At 50.7% G+C, this 16,477-nt stretch carries 13 protein-coding genes, 2 tRNA genes and 1 rRNA gene; all 16 read right to left on the reverse strand.

Annotation, left to right across the window (positions count from 1 at the left end; genetic code table 11):
• Positions 1-232: ribosomal RNA gene (locus ACY2VW_RS12460) — 16S ribosomal RNA — on the reverse strand; the annotation flags it as partial.
• 224 nt (positions 233-456) lie between these two features.
• A tRNA-Ser gene (locus tag ACY2VW_RS12465) sits at positions 457-546 on the reverse strand.
• Positions 547-594: 48 nt separating this feature from the next.
• A tRNA-Ser gene (locus tag ACY2VW_RS12470) sits at positions 595-680 on the reverse strand.
• 250 nt (positions 681-930) lie between these two features.
• Positions 931-1,659: a 2-C-methyl-D-erythritol 4-phosphate cytidylyltransferase gene (gene ispD / locus ACY2VW_RS12475; RefSeq protein ID WP_055219901.1), complete on the reverse strand. Its 729-nt coding sequence runs from the start codon at positions 1,657-1,659 to the stop codon at positions 931-933.
• Positions 1,660-1,738: 79 nt separating this feature from the next.
• Positions 1,739-2,764: a tRNA (adenosine(37)-N6)-threonylcarbamoyltransferase complex transferase subunit TsaD gene (gene tsaD / locus ACY2VW_RS12480; RefSeq protein WP_022462650.1), complete on the reverse strand. Its 1,026-nt coding sequence runs from the start codon at positions 2,762-2,764 to the stop codon at positions 1,739-1,741.
• A complete protein-coding gene (locus ACY2VW_RS12485) occupies positions 2,757-3,680 on the reverse strand; it encodes a ribonuclease Z (protein WP_118601061.1) in 924 nt (307 codons plus the stop codon). The genes tsaD and ACY2VW_RS12485 overlap by 8 nt, the downstream gene beginning before the upstream one ends.
• Before the next feature lie 137 nt (positions 3,681-3,817).
• The gene (trpA, locus tag ACY2VW_RS12490) at positions 3,818-4,600 is read right to left on the reverse strand and encodes a tryptophan synthase subunit alpha (protein ID WP_117804941.1); all 783 of its coding nucleotides are present in this window, start codon (positions 4,598-4,600) and stop codon (positions 3,818-3,820) included.
• Positions 4,593-5,777 carry a tryptophan synthase subunit beta gene (trpB, locus tag ACY2VW_RS12495; RefSeq protein ID WP_022462653.1) on the reverse strand — a complete coding sequence of 395 codons (1,185 nt, stop codon included), beginning with the start codon at positions 5,775-5,777 and terminating at the stop codon, positions 4,593-4,595. Before trpB ends, trpA begins: the two co-directional genes overlap by 8 nt.
• Positions 5,770-6,378 (reverse strand): phosphoribosylanthranilate isomerase, encoded by a 609-nt coding sequence (locus tag ACY2VW_RS12500; RefSeq protein WP_055228636.1) that lies wholly within the window; start codon positions 6,376-6,378, stop codon positions 5,770-5,772. The genes trpB and ACY2VW_RS12500 overlap by 8 nt, the downstream gene beginning before the upstream one ends.
• A 53-nt stretch (positions 6,379-6,431) precedes the next feature.
• On the reverse strand, positions 6,432-7,214 hold the full coding sequence (gene trpC / locus ACY2VW_RS12505; protein ID WP_117761646.1) for an indole-3-glycerol phosphate synthase TrpC: 783 nt from the start codon (positions 7,212-7,214) through the stop codon (positions 6,432-6,434).
• A 4-nt stretch (positions 7,215-7,218) separates the two neighbouring features.
• The gene (gene trpD / locus ACY2VW_RS12510; RefSeq protein ID WP_117761645.1) at positions 7,219-8,238 is read right to left on the reverse strand and encodes an anthranilate phosphoribosyltransferase; all 1,020 of its coding nucleotides are present in this window, start codon (positions 8,236-8,238) and stop codon (positions 7,219-7,221) included.
• Between the two features lie 34 nt (positions 8,239-8,272).
• Positions 8,273-8,845 carry an anthranilate synthase component II gene (locus ACY2VW_RS12515; protein WP_461878286.1) on the reverse strand — a complete coding sequence of 191 codons (573 nt, stop codon included), beginning with the start codon at positions 8,843-8,845 and terminating at the stop codon, positions 8,273-8,275.
• Positions 8,842-10,383: an anthranilate synthase component I gene (gene trpE / locus ACY2VW_RS12520; RefSeq protein ID WP_461878287.1), complete on the reverse strand. Its 1,542-nt coding sequence runs from the start codon at positions 10,381-10,383 to the stop codon at positions 8,842-8,844. Before trpE ends, ACY2VW_RS12515 begins: the two co-directional genes overlap by 4 nt.
• A 436-nt stretch (positions 10,384-10,819) precedes the next feature.
• Positions 10,820-11,596 (reverse strand): hypothetical protein, encoded by a 777-nt coding sequence (locus ACY2VW_RS12525; protein ID WP_270476148.1) that lies wholly within the window; start codon positions 11,594-11,596, stop codon positions 10,820-10,822.
• A 3-nt stretch (positions 11,597-11,599) separates the two neighbouring features.
• On the reverse strand, positions 11,600-12,847 hold the full coding sequence (locus tag ACY2VW_RS12530; protein WP_270476147.1) for a DUF5716 family protein: 1,248 nt from the start codon (positions 12,845-12,847) through the stop codon (positions 11,600-11,602).
• The gene (locus tag ACY2VW_RS12535; protein ID WP_461878288.1) at positions 12,829-16,404 is read right to left on the reverse strand and encodes a DUF5717 family protein; all 3,576 of its coding nucleotides are present in this window, start codon (positions 16,402-16,404) and stop codon (positions 12,829-12,831) included. Before ACY2VW_RS12535 ends, ACY2VW_RS12530 begins: the two co-directional genes overlap by 19 nt.
• Between the last annotated feature and the right edge of the window lie 73 nt (positions 16,405-16,477).

Here is a 16,477-nt window from a genome sequence, read left to right on the forward strand (position 1 = left end):
CCGGAGTTTTTCACACCGAGCCATGCAGCTCTGTGCGCTTATGCGGTATTAGCAGCCGTTTCCAGCTGTTATCCCCCGGTATGGGGCAGGTCACCCACGCGTTACTCACCCGTCCGCCGCTCAGTCAATTAAGAATCAATCCGAAGAAATCAACTTAACTGCTTCGCTCGACTTGCATGTGTTAAGCACGCCGCCAGCGTTCATCCTGAGCCAGGATCAAACTCTCTGATAAAATGTTTGTTCCAAGTTCAAAATCAACATACTAGCTAATTTATCCCTTTTACTGTTTTAAAGGATCTTTCGATCGTTTTGAATTACTTATTCAGAACTTTCGAGGATGTGTTTCATTGTTTAATTACCAAGGTTCTTCGCTGTTCTCTCGATCAGCAACTCGTTTATTTTATCAAACTCATTTGCATTTGTCAATAGCTTTTTTCAACTTTTTTCAAAGCCGAGCGGAGAAGGAGGGATTTGAACCCTCGCGCCGCTATTAACGACCTACTCCCTTTCCAGGGGAGCCCCTTCAGCCAGCTTGGGTACTTCTCCATAGTTTGCCTGATTCATAATCAGATATTCAATTAACTGAGTTTTGAGCGGAGAGGGTGGGATTCGAACCCACGCGCCCTTTCGGACAAACGGTTTTCAAGACCGCCTCGTTATGACCGCTTCGATACCTCTCCGTGTGTGAATTCAAATCTCGGTAACTCCCGAAATCATCTCAGTTTTTGGCTTGTCAGCTTTGCGTTTTTATCTCTCTCGCTCAGCGACATTCGTTATTATATCAGCAGTGTTTCAGAATGTCAACCACTTTTTTGAATTTTTTTTACATTTTTTTCAATTTCTTTTTCGTTTTCGCTGTTTTTCCCTGTTTTGCAATTCACACATTTGTTTTTATCCATTTATAGTTTGCTTTCTGTATTTTGCTTTTTTCTATTTTTCTGCCAGAAAGCTCTCTGCAACGAGCAGATCCTCCGGTGTTGTGATTTTTATATTTTCATAGCCGCCTTTTACCATCACTGATGCGATTCCCATCTCCTGCTCCACAACCATGGCATCGTCGGTGATTCCTTCTGTGGAATGCTGCATCAGTTTTTCGAATGCCGGAAACAGAAGCTCTGCTGCAAAGGCCTGCGGGGTCTGTGCCTGCCATACGAGATCTCTTCGCGGGCTTTCCCTGATTTTTCCGTTTTCATCGGTAAGCTTGATGGTATCCTTGACCGGCATGCCAAGGACACAGGCTTTTTCTTCTTTTACACATGCGCAGAGACGTTCCAGCATTTCCTGGTTTAAAAACGGGCGGGCGCCATCGTGAATCAGAACGTAATCGGTCTTCTGATCCTGTTCGCTTTCCAGGCTTTTCAGCGTCTGCAATGCTTTCCAGACAGATTCATACCGTTCCCTTCCGCCTGCGCATACGGAAACAGTTTTCTTAATTCCATATTTTTCGATAATCTCTTTCTGACAGTATTCTATTTTATCCGCACCTGTCACAAGAATGATCTGGTCAATCTCCGGCGAATGTTCAAAAACCTCCAGCGCGTAAACCACGACTGGTTTTCCTCCGATTTCCAGAAACTGTTTTGCTACGCTTCCGCCCATCCGGGTTCCCTTTCCGGCTGCCAGGACAACCGCAGTGTATTTTTCTTTCTTCTCGCTCATCTTTTCCTCCGTTTTCTACAAATACAAAAACTCCGCAGCAGATCTCTCTTCTCCGTTCTGCTGCGGAAGTTTCTTTTTCTTATCGTTCTCCAAGCTTCAGGTTCGGTACGGCATTCAGGTCCCAGCCGTGGCGGGTTCCCTTCTGGTACTCGTAGTAAGCTGCCACACCGATCATGGCCGCATTGTCGGTACAGAAGATCGGGGACGGACGGTAAAAGCGGATGCCCTCTTTTTCACATGCTGCTTCCATCGCCGCGCGGAGTGCCCCGTTCGATGCAACGCCGCCGGCGATCGCCAGACGGTCCATATGGTAATCTTTGGCCGCACGGATGGCATTATCCACCAGAACGTCCACAACGGCCTGCTGGAAGGACGCAGCGATGTCTGCTTCGACAATTGGTTCGCCTGTCATCCGGCATTTGTTCAGATGGTTTAAAACGGCAGATTTTACGCCGCTGAAGCTGAAGTCATACGGCGCATCCTCCATGTGGGCACGCGGGAAGTCGATGGCGTGCGGGTTTCCTTCTTTTGCCAGCTTGTCGATCTTCGGTCCGCCCGGATAGCCGAGTCCGATGGCACGGGCTACCTTGTCGAAGGCTTCTCCGGCTGCGTCGTCTCTCGTTCTTCCGAGGATTTCGAAAGAACCGTAATCTTTTACAATGACAAGATGGGTATGGCCTCCGGAGATGATTTCACACAGGAACGGCGGCTCCAGATCCGGGTGTTCGATATAGTTCGCCGAGACGTGGCCTTCAATATGGTGAACGCCGACCAGCGGTTTCTTTTTTGCATAGGCGATCGCTTTTGCCTCTGCCACGCCGACGAGAAGTGCGCCGACAAGGCCAGGGCCGTACGTAACACCGATCGCATCGATATCATCCAGAGTGACATCGGCTTCTTTTAAGGCCGCTTCTACAACCTGGTTGATTTTTTCGATATGTTTTCTGGATGCAATTTCCGGCACAACGCCGCCATACAGGGTATGGATGGCGATCTGGGATGAAATAATGTTAGACAGCACACATCTTCCGTTTTTCACGACGGAGGCTGCGGTTTCATCGCAGGAGCTCTCAATTGCAAGAATCAGGGTATCTTTTTCACTCATTTTTCGTTTCCTCTTCAAATAACAGTTCTACTGATCTTCCGTCTTTTCCAAGCTCTGCGGCCGGGAAAATCTTCTGTACCTCATCCATGTACCGCTGCGGGCCGACGAGCGACGGGGAAAAGTGGGTCAGCCACATTTCGGCAGCCTCGGCATCTTTTGCCAGTTTTGCCGCCTCGTAGAAGGTCATATGCTTAAATTCTTTTGCTTTTGCCTGTTTTTCCGGCTCGCCGTACATTCCCTCGCAGATGAAAAGGTCGGAGCCTTTCGCATGTTCAGAGATCGACGGAATCGGGCGGGTATCGGTGCAGTAGGTCACCTTCAGTCCCTTTCTGACAGGGCCGAGGACCATGTCCGGCGTATACGTCTTTCCATCCAGGGTGACAGTCTCGCCTTTCTGCAGCGGATTCCAGCATTTAATCGGAATTTCCTGTGCTTTAGCGCGCTCCACATCGAATTTTCCCTTGCGGGAGATCTCCAGCGAATAGCCGTAGCAGGTGATATTGTGCTGCACGCGGAAGGCTGTGATTTTGTAGCCGTTCATCTCGATCACTTCCTCCGGCGCTGTCACCTCGTGAAATACAATCGGAAACGGCAGCTCCGGGCAGATGACACGCAGTGAATTGACGACGCGCTCCAGGCCTTTTGGGCCGATCATGGTCAGCGGTTCTCTCCGGTCAGTGTTTCCCATCGTCAGGAGAAGTCCTGGAAGGCCGCTGATGTGGTCTGCGTGGTAATGGGTGAAGCAGATGGCATCAATCGGCTTAAAGGTCCAGCCTTTTTCCTTGATGGCAACCTGGGTTCCCTCGCCGCAGTCGATCAGAAGGCTGCTTCCGTTGTATCGGGTCATCAGGGCGGTCAGGCGTCTGCCTGGCAGAGGCATCATACCGCCTGTTCCCAGTAAACATACATCTAACACGTTTTTCCTCCATATTCTATCCGGCTTTTTCGAAAGCCGGTCAGGTATTTTACGTTGAAAAAGCGTGTCCAAAACGGTTTGTTTCAGACACGCTCTCATCTTAACACAGTTTTTTCAAACACGCAATGACGCGGGTTTTATTTATTTGCTGTCATGACAGCTTCCTTCATCATGCGGACATACGTATAGATGTGCTGCTCCGCATGAGTGCCGTACTTCGCAATCATTTTGACGATAGCGCTTCCGACGATGACACCGTCCGCAATTTTTGCAATGTTGGCTGCCTGATCGGTCGTGTTGATGCCGAAGCCTACGGCTACCGGAATATCGGTTACTTTGCGGATTGCGGCGATCATGGAATCGAGGTCTGTCTTGATCTCGCTTCTGACACCGGTAACGCCCAGAGACGATACGAGGTAGATAAAACCTTCGGCGTCTGCGGCAATTTTCTGGATGCGCTGCTCAGACGTCGGCGCAATCAGAGAAATGACATCTACCTGATGGCTGCGCGCAATATCGTTTAATTCGCCTTTTTCCTCATACGGCATATCCGGGATGATGATGCCATTGATGCCGACTTCCTCGCATTTTGTAAAGAACGGCTCGTATCCGTAATGGAACACCGGGTTTAAGTAGGTCATAAACACCAGCGGAATGTCTGTTTTTTTGCGCACGGAGGCTACCATATCGAAAATTTTATCGGTGGTGGTTCCGGCTTTTAAGGAACGGAGGTCTGCCTCCTGGATGACAACGCCCTCGGCGATCGGATCGGAAAACGGGATTCCGATCTCGATCAGGTCTGCGCCTGCTTTTTCGAGCTCCAGAATATAATTCTCTGTTTTTTCAATGTTCGGATCTCCGGCTGTCAGAAACGGAATGAATGCTTTGCCGTTTGAAAATGCTTCTGTTACTTTACTCATGAAGGTCCCTCCCTCTGTATCTTGCAATGGCTGCTACGTCTTTGTCTCCGCGTCCGGACAGGCAGATGATGATGGAGTCTTCCGGATCAAATTCTTTTGCGATCTTCATCGCATGGGCTACTGCATGGGCACTCTCGATCGCACAGATGATACCCTCGGTTCTTGCGAGGTATTCAAAAGCTTCTACTGCCTCATCGTCCGTTACCGGAACGTATTCGGCGCGGCCGATGTCATGCAGATATGCATGCTCCGGTCCAATGCCCGGGTAGTCAAGACCTGCGGAAATCGAGTAAACCGGTGCGATCTGACCGTATTTATCCTGGCAGAAGTAGGATTTCATACCGTGGAAGACGCCGAGTGTTCCGGTTGCAATGGTTGCTGCAGTCTCTGCGGTGTTGACGCCGCGTCCTGCTGCCTCGCATCCAATCAGGCGGACATTTTTGTCATTGATGAAGTTATAGAACATACCCATCGCATTGCTTCCGCCGCCGACGCATGCCATGACGGCTTTCGGGAGTTTTCCTTCTTTTTCGAGGATCTGCTCTCTTGCCTCTTTGCTGATGACAGCCTGGAAATCGCGGACGATGGTCGGGAACGGATGCGGACCCATAACGGAACCGAGAACGTAGTGGGTGTCATCGACACGTGATACCCACTCGCGCATCGCCTCATTGACGGCATCTTTTAAGGTCATAGTTCCGGTAGTAACGGCATTTACTTTTGCACCGAGAAGCTCCATCCGGTATACATTGAGGGCCTGACGGTCGGTGTCTTCTTTTCCCATGAAGATCTCACACTCAAGTCCCATCAGCGCTGCTGCCGTTGCGGTTGCCACACCGTGCTGGCCGGCTCCGGTCTCTGCGATGACACGGGTTTTTCCCATTCTTTTTGCGAGGAGGCACTGTCCGAGCACGTTGTTGATTTTGTGGGCTCCGGTGTGGTTCAGATCCTCTCGTTTGAGGTAAATTTTTGCTCCGCCGAGATCCTTTGTCATTTTCTCTGCGTAGTAGAGAAGGGACGGGCGGCCCGCGTAATTTTTCAGCAGGTCATCGAGCTCCTGGCAGAACTCCGGATCGTTTTTATAATAATTGTACTGTTTTTCCAAATTGATAATTTCATTCATCAGAGTTTCCGGTATGTACTGGCCTCCGTGAATACCAAATCTTCCGTCAGACATGTCTTATCCTCCTTATGCATTCTGTGATTTTTTTCGGATCCTTTACGCCGTCTGTCTCGACACCGCTGCTGATGTCGACGGCGAAGGGATGTGTCTGTAAAATCGCCTGTTCCACATTTTCGGCGTTCAGGCCTCCCGCAAGGAAATACGGGCGGTCCATGTTTCTGATCAGTGACCAGTCGAACGATTCGCCGGTACCGCCTTTTCCGTGGTCGAGAAGGATGTAATCGGCGCTGCTTTTTTTCGCCTTTTCGACGTCCTCCCTGGTTTTGATGGAAAATGCCTTGATCAGTTCCCCGCCGGTGCGGAACCGGAGCGAATGGATATATTCTTCACTCTCATTTCCGTGGAGCTGTGCCAGATCGATGACGCCCTCTTCGAGGTATCCTGCGACAATCGCCGGAAGCTCGTTCACAAAGACGCCGACCGCCTGGATTTCGGGATCCAGATAGCGCCGCAGCGTCACGGCATGTTCTTTTGTAATCTGTCTGCGGCTTTTTGCAAAGACAAAGCCGACATATTCGGGCTTCAGTTCATTCACCGCATCGATGTCTTCCAGCCGTGTGAGCCCGCAGATTTTGATTCTGGTCTGTTCTTCCATAACGTTTGACTCCCCGTGCGCTCTGTTTTGTTTTGCGCACTTACGTTACCACTTTAACATATTGAAGAGAGTTTTTCAAGCTCTGCTCTTTTGTTGCTGCTCCGCATCAGCGTTTCGCCGATCAGAACGGCATCGGTTTTATTCTGATACAGTCTTCCGACATCCTCCGGCGTTTTGATGCCGCTCTCGGATACGAAAACAATGTTTTCCGGGACAAGCTCCCGCAGCCGCTCACTGTTGTGGATATCGACCGTGAAATCTTTTAAGTTGCGGTTGTTGACGCCGATGATCCTTGCTCCGGCGCGCATGGCCTGTGCAACCTCCGCCTCATCGTGGGCTTCCACAAGAGCGGAAAGGCCGAGGGAATGCGCTGTTTCCAGATATTCTTTTAAGGTTTCCTCCGGCAGCAGCGCACAGATCAGAAGGACAGCGGTGGCTCCGAGCACCTTTGCCTCGTAGATCATATAGGGATCCACGGTAAAATCTTTCCGCAGAACCGGGATGGATACGGTTTCTGCAATTTTTTTTAAGTAACGCTTGTCGCCTTTGAAGTATTCCGGCTCGGTCAGGCAGGAAATGGCGGAGGCACCGGCCGCTTCATATTCCTTTGCGATCTCCAGATAGGGGAAATCTTCTGCGATGATGCCCTTCGATGGGGAGGCTTTTTTTACCTCGCAGATAAAGGACATGCCCGGCTTTTTCAGCGTCTGTTCAAACGGGAATCCAGTATCCGGGTTCATCGCCGTTGCTTTTTCTTTCATTTCTGCAAGAGAACACTTCTCTTTTTCTGCAGCGACACGTTTTCTTGTGGCTTCTGCAATCGTTTCCAGTATCATATGTTTATTCCTCTTCTGCCAATCTGTTGGCGAGTGACACAAACTCTTCGAGTTTTTTCTGTGCTTTTCCGCTGTCGATCAGCTCCTCTGCCAGTTTTACAGCGTCCTGCATCGGGATTTCTTTTGCTACATGAAGGGCTGCGGCGGCATTCAGGACAACAGCGTCTCTTGCCGGGCCTTTCTTTCCTGCAAGAATTTCTTTCGTAATTTCAGCATTCTCCTGCGGGGTTCCGCCGACCAGCTCTTCTTTGGTACAGCGGGTCATGCCGAACTCTTCCGGTGTGATGACGTATTCCTCAAACGTTCCGTCCTTGATCTCGCAGACGCTTGTCGGTGCGCTTAAGGAAATTTCATCGAGGCAGTCCTGGCCGTAGACAACCATGCCGCGTTTGACACCAAGATTGGAGAGAACTTCTGCCATCGGGCGGACAAGTGCTTCCTCGTAGACACCCATCACCTGCATCGTGGCTGCTGCCGGGTTGGTCAGCGGTCCGAGGATGTTGAAAATGGTTCGGATGCCGAGCACCTTGCGGACCGGTGCCACGTATTTCATGGACATGTGGTATTTCTGTGCGAACAGGAAACAGATTCCAAGTTTTTCCAGAACTTCTTTGTTTTTCTCCGGCTCCAGGTCGATTTTGACGCCGAGCGCTTCGAGACAGTCGGCTGCGCCGGATCTGCTCGATGCGGCGCGGTTTCCGTGTTTTGCAACTGCGACGCCGCCTGCAGAGATCACAAGGGATGCTGTTGTGGAGATGTTGAAGGAATTGGATTTATCTCCGCCGGTTCCGACGATTTCCAGAACATCCTTGTCATGTTCCATGGGAACACCGTGCTTTCTCATGCCGTTGGCACATGCGGTGATCTCTTCGATTGTCTCGCCTTTCATCGTCATGGCAGTTAAAAATGCGCTGATCTGGATCGGATCGGCTTTTCCTCCCATGATTTCATCCATGGCGCCCTCTGCCATCTCGTAGGTTAAGTTCTCTTTATTTACCAGTTTTACAATCGCTTCCCGAATCATATTCTGTTCCTCTCTTTCTTTGCTGTCCTGTGATCTATCTTGTAATTTTTAAGAAGTTTTCTACCATCTGTCTGCCCTGCGGGGTCAGAATGGATTCCGGATGGAACTGGACTCCGTAGATCTTTTTCTCACTGTCCTCGACTGCCATGACCTCGCCGTCTGCGGTTCTTGCCGTTACCTTTAAGGTTTCCGGCAGTGTCGCTTCATCAGCTGCGAGGGAATGGTATCTTGCAACCGGAACGGTTTTGGGCAGCCCCTGGAATAATTCCGAGGTAAGATCCAGCGTTGTCTCGGACTGTTTGCCGTGCATCAGCTGTTTCGCATAGGTGACGGTCGCGCCGTACGCGGCACAGATTGCCTGATGGCCGAGGCAGACACCGAGGATCGGGATCTCGCCGCCTAATTTTTCTACAATCTCCATGCATCGGCCTGCCTGCTCCGGACGGCCCGGTCCGGGAGATAAAATGATGGATGCCGGTGCCAGTGCGCGGATTTCGTCGATTGTCATCTCGTCGTTCCGGATGACCTTCATGTCCGGATTGATCGAACCGGCGAGCTGATACAGGTTATAGGAAAAACTGTCATAATTATCTACCAGCAGTATCATAAGTTGCTTCCTCCTTCTGCCTCTGCAAGTGCGACCATCACGGCCTTTGCTTTGTTGATGCATTCCTGATGCTCTTTTTCCGGTACGCTGTCGGCTACAATGCCGGCGCCGGAGCGGACGAACACTTTTCCGTTTTTCTTAAACGCAAGCCGGATTGCGATGCAGGTGTCCATATTTCCGGTGAAATCCAGATAGCCGATCGCACCGCCGTAAATGCCGCGCTTGTTGTTTTCCAGCTCGTTGATGATCTGGCAGGCACGGAGCTTTGGTGCACCGGAGAGGGTTCCGGCCGGGAGAACGGAATCGATGGCATCGACTGCGGTCTTGTCTTTCCGAAGCTGTCCTTTTACAGTGGAACCGATGTGCATGACGTGGGAGTAACGCTCGATTGACATGTATTTTTCTACTTCCACGGTTCCGAAATCACAGATCTTTCCGAGATCGTTTCTTCCCAGATCAACCAGCATGTTGTGCTCGGCACGCTCTTTTTCATCGGCGAGGAGTTCTTTTTCCAGCCGCTGGTCTTCTTCATAGCTCTTTCCTCTCGGCCGCGTTCCGGCAAGCGGGAAGGTCCGGACCTCTCCGTCCTCGACTTTTACGAGAGTTTCCGGGGATGCACCGGCGATCTCGACATCATCACTCGAGAAGTAGAACATGTACGGCGACGGATTCGTCGTGCGGAGAACGCGGTACGTATCGAGGAGGCTTCCCTCAAAATCAGCTTCGAGCCGGTTGGAGAGAACGAGCTGGAAGAGGTCTCCCTCGTGGATATAATGTTTGACCTGCTCGACTTTCTCACAGTACGCTTTCTCATTGAAGAGCGGGCGGAACTCGGATTTCAGGTGGCCGGCTTTCGTCTCGGCCGGTTTTCCGAAGCGGATCAGCTCTTCCATTTTTTCGAGTTCCTGTACGGCTTTTTCGTAATTTTCTTCGAGATTTTCGGTTTCGATATTAAGCATCAGTACGATTTTCTGACGGTAATTATCATAGGCGATGACCTTATCGAACAGCATCAGGTCGACATCTTTGAAATGTTCCTGATCTTCTGCGTCCAGCTTTAAGATCGGCTCGCTGTACTTGATGTAATCGTAAGAGAAGTATCCGACGAGGCCGCCGGTGAAGGTCGGCAGTGTCGCGATCTTCGGACTTTTATTTTTCTCAATCAGGGTTTTGATGACGGCTCCCGGATGGGCTGTCTTTGCGGTCAGCCGGATCTGTCCGGTCGGAAGCTGTTCTTCGTGGCTTTCCGGAATATCTTCTACTTTTTTCATCTCTGCCGCATCGGCGGTGATTGTCAGGTTTCCGTTGACACAGGTGAGTTCCAGCGACGGATCGTAGCCGAGAAAAGTGTATCTTCCCCACTGTTTTTTATCCTCCACGCTTTCGAGCATGTAGCAGTGGCTGCTGACGCCCTGCAGGACTTTCAGTGTTTCTACTGGTGTACGGATATCCGAATAAATTTCTCTGCTTACCGGGATTTTCCGAAAAGCTCCCGATGCGGCTGCTTTTGAAATTTCTTCTAACGTCATCTGTTTCATCTTGTTATCTCCTCTCCTTGTGTCTGCAAAGGCTGTCATCAACACTGGTCCTCAGAACCAATTTCTGATATACAAAAAACCGCCCCCGGCAAAGAATCACTTTGTTCTTTGCCAAGGGCGGGTATATTTTTATACTCGTGGTGCCACCTTGTTTTGCGATTGCTCACACGCTCTGCAGAATACGATCATATTCCTGGCAACTAACGTATGCCTGCACGTTACAGAATACTCAGACGGTTTCCCGCTTTTCCCTGTACCCTCCGTGGTCCATTTGCTGATCCGCTTTCTGTCCGGCTTCCACCTGCCCGGGCTCTCTGTGAGTGCGCTTCCAACGTTATCTCCACTTCATCGGTTTCGAAGTATTTATTTTTTTCTTATGGGCTGTATTATAGTTCCATTCTTTTTTGCTGTCAAGTAATTTTTTTGTTCTTTTTGTTCAAAGTCCGGTATTTTTATGATATTCCCGTGTCCACGCCGCAAGAGCTTCGTCCAGATCGCGCGGGAGCTCGACATGCATTGCCTCGGTGATCTGGCGGTCCATCTCCCGTCTCGTCTCGGCATCCACTTTCCGCTCGGTGCACATCTGCTCATAGGCGTCCTGTCCTTTGCTCATGTAGACCGCAAACAGCCAGCTCTTTAACGATGCTTTCGTGTGCAGCTCTTCATTTGCTTTCTGAAAGCACGTAAGTGCTTCATTCATCTGGAACAGACTTGCGTAGGCACAGCCCATGTTGTTGTAAATACTTCCGGTGAACTGGCTTCCCATGTTGGTTTCGTTTTCCTCGGTATCTTTCAGCGTTTCCTGGTAAACCTGGATCGCATTGATATATTTTTCGTGGTCAACAAGGTAGTCTCCCTTGATTTTTTTCCGCACAATCTCCGGCTGCTCCTCGAACCGTTTCAGGCGCTCATTCATCTCACGGAACTGATCGTGGGAAAGATAATTGATCTCCTTGAAGATCGGCAGGATAAACTCACCGATGTTCTTTTTCTCCTCCAGAAGGACGTAGAGACGCTGGTACAGTCTTCTTAAGTGGAGTTCTTCTTTCATCCACACCAGCAGCTGCTCGTTAATGATGGTCTCGTCCAGCAGATAGATGTTGTGGTACAGATAATAACACAGTTCCTCGATGGAATAAATATTTGTGCTGATGTTGGAAATATAATACGGATTTTTCGCCCGTTTGACCTGACATAAAATATAACCGCTCATCGTTTACACCTCCCCCATCGTCTCGTGCCAGATTTTGTGGCTTGCCGGGAACATATCGCCAAAACCTAAATCCTCTGCGGTGATCTGACACGTAACCGGAGAATCATACTCCAGACGCAGACGAATCCGTGTTGTCTTCGGCGGCCGTTTGGGCAGCCCGTCCAGCTTCATGGTATAGCGGTTTCGTTTTCCGCTTTCCATGGAGCTTACAACAAATTCCAGCTCCTCCGTTCCGTCGAGGATCAGTTCACATTCTTTTTCTGCTTCATACCAGTTCACACCGGCTGCAATCAGCGCATAGTATGCCGGAGAACCATTGATCGTCATCTCCATGCCGATGTTGTAGCGCACGAGGTCATTTCCGAGGAAGAGATAGCCCTTTAAGCGGCGCTCCTCCACTTTTTCGCGCGCGGAAAAGCAGGCGCCCTGTGCAAACAGGTTCGTTCCGCCGAAGATTCTTCTCTGGTTTTTCTTTAACTGACGCAGAGAGTTGTCGGCCCAGGCAAGGTCGAACTCCTCGCTCACCAGAAATACGCTGGAATAAATTTCATTCCCCATCGCTTCTCCCATCAGATGGCAGAAATCGCGGTCGCGCTCCATCGGCTCGATCGAAAGTGCGGCTTTTGGCCCCCGTTTTACGGTCACAGTTGCCGGCTTCGTTTTACGGCTGATGGAAAGTTCAGAAAACGATGCTTCCTCATCTTTCAGGAAAAACAGACCGACTTTACGGCTCCAGAGCTCCGGCTTCTGGTTCAGCACATGGCAGTAAAAGCTCTCGTCATGCTCCTGCAGGTAGGCTCTGCCGCGCGGCAGTCCGATTATCTTGTATGCTTCACGCACATTTTCCACAAATGGACGGGTCAGATGGCCCGTGGTGATCATCATCGCCTGGATCTGCTGGTCCGGGCGCTCGATGCCGATCATCTTCAGTGCTTCGCGAAGGAACGTGCCAAGGACCTCTCCCGGCGTGTAATCCCGGTTTTCGATCTGGCAGATGCGGGATCCCATGCAGATCTCGTACAGATTGTCCAGCCAGATGCCGTTTCCCGCGTGAGCAGATTTTTCTGCATCCGGTCCTGTTTTCCACGTTTCCTCATTCCGTTTTTTGGCAATGGCGGTCGGAAATTCCACCGCCTCTTCTCCTTCTTTTACCGGGATGGAGACGGCCGTATGGGTTCCCCTGTCATAGCAGCAGAACTGGGAATATTTCTCTCCAAAATCAAATCCTAAAATTAAATTTTTCTGTTCCATGTCGTATCCTCCTGCTGCTTCTTTTCATCCACAAGTGCAAAACAGTTCCGAACCAGAGCCTCCTGCTGCAGATACTTTTGGAATGCTTCTTCTGCTTTTTCCGAATCTCCTGCCGCGCGCGCTGCTTTCATCTGATTCAGAAGCTGGTACCGCGTCTTTCCTGCTTTTGGTTCGCCGGTCATGGAGACGGTTTTCACCTCTGTTTTTCCCTCGCCCTGACGGTTCGTAAAGGTCAGGTAATACTCCATTTTCTCGCCGTAGAACAGCAGAAACTCTTTCACAAAAATGCCCTGATACATATTGCGCATCGGTTCGCTCTTCCATGTTTCTTCGGCGTTTGTCCGGTAATGAATCGTCACCTTTGCCTCCGCTCTCTGGCGCTCCTCGATGAACATGCGGTCGCCGATCTGGAAGCCTTCGGTCAGGTGCTCCGGCAGATCCTTGTAGAAGGCAAAGCGGAGTCCCTGTTTCGTAAACGCCAGAAGCAGGGTATGCGCCTCTTTTTCTTCCTCCTCAGAAAGCTGCGGCTTCGTGGAAAGATGTTTCAGCATCGCAAAACGGCAGATCTCGTCCAGCTCCCAACCCTGTTTCCAGGCGCGGTCCAAGTAGTCAAACATCTGATCCGAAAGCGGTTTTCCGTCCATAAAATAGCCGATCGCAAGATACGTCAGGTATGCCAGAATGACATGCTCTTTTCCGCTCTGGCGGATGTAGCTCTCCAGCATTTCCTGCTCCCACTTCGGGTGGCTGCGCACAAAGACGGACCAGGTCAGAATGCGCTCCTCCAGCTTGTCGCTCTCCATCTGGAAGCCGCGGATTTTATCCCATAAACTGCACATATCCTCAATAGAACCGGTGAAATAATCTCTCAGATAGCACAATACAATTTCATCGTAAATGCCCTGTTTTACCACGTAGGATGCCAGATAGAGAAGCTCCTCGTCCTCTGTAAACTCTTTTTCCAGAATCATCGCATGCGCCAGACGGAAGAGACACGACACCGGGATCTTTTCGTAGCCGTACCGATCCGTCAGGGCAAAGGCGCGGCTGTAACAGCCGTAGCGTACCAGAAGCTCGATCGTAGAAATACGGTCCACCTTTGCGTAAGCGCTGTCCTCCAGCTCTGCAACAGCTGCCTCGGTCTCACGCTCATCCGGATGGGCAAGATAGTATTCCAGCAGTTTCTGACGCACTGTTTTCCGGTAAGCACTGGAAAATGCGCTCGTGCGCGCTGCCTGCTGATACCAAGCAAGATTTTCTGCGGTAAGCTGCATCTCCTCTTCCTGCTCCCCGCACAGGTGCAGCAGCAGACCCGGATTTTCAATGGCAAAACCGCCGCAGGCACAGGCAAGCTCTTCATCCGTAAATAATGGCTCTACGCGGCAGGTTTCTGTCACCGCATATCTTCTGCGCTGCTCATCTTCGAGAAGAATCCGCGCTTTTTTGCCGTACAGACGGATATAAGCACCCCGTTCCGTCATCGGATAGGACGTTTCGCCTGCCATCGCCGGATGGCAGACGATCACACGCGTGATTTTCGGATTTTCACACGTTACATGATGGGTAAACAGCACATTTGCGATCGCTTTTGCGCTGTCGGGATCTTCCGGTTTTTTCAGAAAAGTCCGGTACAGTGCGGCGTATTCGCGGTTCATGCGGCCTTTCTGGATCTGTCTTGCCGTGAAAACCTCCATCGCCGGGCGGTAGCTCTGGAATGTATGGCGGTCTTTTTCGCGGTTTTTGATCACGTTGGCGTAGATCAGCGCTTTCTTCTGGCCTGCCAGTGTGTTGCTGTAGGAGAAATACATCCGGATGACCTGCGGAAGGACCTCGTCGAACGACGCATCCATCGTTTCGATATAGTACTCGTACAGGCGCGTGATGCGGATGTTCCGCTCCACGGCTTTTGCATACCACGGGAAATATTCCTTCCGCACCGGGCGGCCCTTCATCACCAGTTTGCAGATGGCTTCGAGCACTTCATCGGATGGAAAACGCTCATAGCCCGCAGTCAGAATCTGATAGACATTCTCATCGAACGTTTTCATCGTCTCTGTAAGATAAGCGGCCCGTTTTAACAGTTCCCCGCTTAAAATGCCTTCTTTCTGCGCAAATTTCAGCACCTGAACGGTGAACGGCGAAATCCGGCGGAGCTGTCCCTCCTGGCGGAGATAGAGCTGTGCCGCATCCAGATACAGAAGCGGGCTCTTGCACCCGCACTCATAGCAAAGTTCCATCGCGTAGAGCTGACGGGTCAGCGACTGCTGCCAGGAATCGTCGGCATCAATGGCAAGCTTTAACAAAAAATAGCTTGCACTCTCCTGCCGCATCAGTGTTCCAAGGCGTGATACCAGCTCGGTATGGCCCACTTCCATTTTCAGCTTCCATGCCAGATACAGGTACGCTCCTTTTTTCTCCGCGGTGTCCAGCAGTTCCTGATGCTCTTTTACGTAAGAAAGCGTTTCTCTTGCTTTTCCGGTTTCCTCATGGCTCTCGTACAGCCATGCTTTTCCCAGCGTCACCCACGCCATGTCTCCGCCGGCTTTTTCGAACTGCTCGATGGCCTCCCAGGTGTCCTGATACCAGGTACGGTAGTCGCGTTTATGGACTGCCAGATCGAGATAGCCGCGCGCGATGGCAGTTATCTGACGGTCGCGCTCCGTATTTTTCCTGCTGGTCACATGTTTTTCGCTGTTTGTCACTTCCAGTTCAAAGCGAAGCTCCTGTTTTCCCTGACGCACCGTAATTCTGCCGTAATGGCGGCCGTTTCCGATTTTCTCCTGATGGATAATGTATTCCACACCGTAGACGCTTCCGATGAAATCTTCTGAAGTGACGACTTTCTTTTCCACTTCCAGAAAGTCTCCCTGCACCTCGATTTCCATGCGGACGTAGCCCCAGGTATTTTTATACAGATACAGTGTTTCCTTGCGCGGCTGGTCCACGGTAAGCACAGTTTTCTCCGGCTGTTCCGCCGAAAGCATCACCGGCTCTTTCTGACCGAGGGCAACCAGAAATTCCTCCAGGTGCTGAAATGTCACCGGCTTGTGGGACAGTCCCTGATAAAGTGCCATCTGCTCCGGTGCCTCTTTCTGAAGAAGACGTGCAAACTCTTTTTTTACAAAGAAGCGGTACGCTGCGCCGAAATCATGGCTTGCCAGATGCACAAAATCTGCCAGGGAATGAATCTCCTGTCCGGAAATGTTCATTGTCTTTCCTGCAATCGAGACGTGTACCCGCACGCAGCGTTCCTCCAGATTGCTGCTGACGGTGATGTTTCCACAGATTTCATCGCCTGCTTTTAATCCGCTGGTATCCACGCCGTACTCAATCGTACTCGCCGTTCCCTGGAACTGATTTTTCGCCAGAACGATTCTCTGATGATCTGTGGTCACAATTCCTTTTACTCTTCTCCCGTCTTCCGCTCCGATATTCAGCTCTCCGCGGAAATTCTGCCCCTCGTCCAGCGTCAGGGCCACCTCCGTCTCGGACAGCAGCAGATGGGGAACCTCATATTCAAATCTGCCGTTCAGCAGTTGTTCCAATCTTCTTCTCAATGTTTTTCACCTTATTTTATCTAAATCGTTTTCGTTCTTTTCCACAACGTCTGATTATACCCCAAGACGCACG

Source organism: Fusicatenibacter sp., from assembly GCF_977045365.1.

Excerpts from the sequence above, each read along its gene's own strand:
- ispD (WP_055219901.1), bottom strand. The coding sequence starts at position 1,659 with ATGAGCGAGAAGAAAGAAAAATACACTGCGGTTGTCCTGGCAGCCGGA.
- tsaD (WP_022462650.1), bottom strand. The coding sequence starts at position 2,764 with ATGAGTGAAAAAGATACCCTGATTCTTGCAATTGAGAGCTCCTGCGAT.
- trpA (WP_117804941.1), bottom strand. The coding sequence starts at position 4,600 with ATGAGTAAAGTAACAGAAGCATTTTCAAACGGCAAAGCATTCATTCCG.
- trpB (WP_022462653.1), bottom strand. The coding sequence starts at position 5,777 with ATGTCTGACGGAAGATTTGGTATTCACGGAGGCCAGTACATACCGGAA.
- ACY2VW_RS12500 (WP_055228636.1), bottom strand. The coding sequence starts at position 6,378 with ATGGAAGAACAGACCAGAATCAAAATCTGCGGGCTCACACGGCTGGAA.
- trpC (WP_117761646.1), bottom strand. The coding sequence starts at position 7,214 with ATGATACTGGAAACGATTGCAGAAGCCACAAGAAAACGTGTCGCTGCA.
- trpD (WP_117761645.1), bottom strand. The coding sequence starts at position 8,238 with ATGATTCGGGAAGCGATTGTAAAACTGGTAAATAAAGAGAACTTAACC.
- ACY2VW_RS12515 (WP_461878286.1), bottom strand. The coding sequence starts at position 8,845 with ATGATACTGCTGGTAGATAATTATGACAGTTTTTCCTATAACCTGTAT.
- trpE (WP_461878287.1), bottom strand. The coding sequence starts at position 10,383 with ATGAAACAGATGACGTTAGAAGAAATTTCAAAAGCAGCCGCATCGGGA.
- ACY2VW_RS12525 (WP_270476148.1), bottom strand. The coding sequence starts at position 11,596 with ATGAGCGGTTATATTTTATGTCAGGTCAAACGGGCGAAAAATCCGTAT.
- ACY2VW_RS12530 (WP_270476147.1), bottom strand. The coding sequence starts at position 12,847 with ATGGAACAGAAAAATTTAATTTTAGGATTTGATTTTGGAGAGAAATAT.